This window comes from Streptomyces sp. MMG1121 (assembly GCF_001280015.1).
Lineage (GTDB): Bacteria > Actinomycetota > Actinomycetes > Streptomycetales > Streptomycetaceae > Streptomyces.
Genome location: NZ_LGDV01000138.1, coordinates 1 through 279, shown reverse-complemented (window position 1 = coordinate 279; position 279 = coordinate 1). Strand labels below are relative to the sequence as shown.

1 pseudogene is annotated in these 279 nt (G+C 64.9%); it reads right to left on the bottom strand.

The features are described 5' to 3' along the window. Window positions 1-66 precede the first annotated feature (66 nt). Window positions 67-272, bottom strand: a pseudogene (locus ADK64_RS14090) (cold-shock protein). Between the last annotated feature and the right edge of the window lie 7 nt (window positions 273-279).

Here is a 279-nt window from a genome sequence, read left to right as displayed (position 1 = left end):
TGAGATCAAGGCCAGGCCCGGTCCGTGTCGGATCGGGCCCATGTCGTGCTGCGGGGAAGGGCGAGCTCAGCCTTGGGGGGTGACGTTTTCCGCCTGGGGCCCTCGGGCCCCTGCACGACGTCGAACGTGACCAGCTGATTTTCCTCCAGAGCCCTGAAGCCGGCGGCATTGATAGCGGAGTAGTGGACGAACACGTCCGGGCCACCGCCGTCCTGCGCGATGAAACCGAAGCCCTTCTCGGCGTTGAAAAACTTCACTGTGCCGGTCGCCATAGGGGAG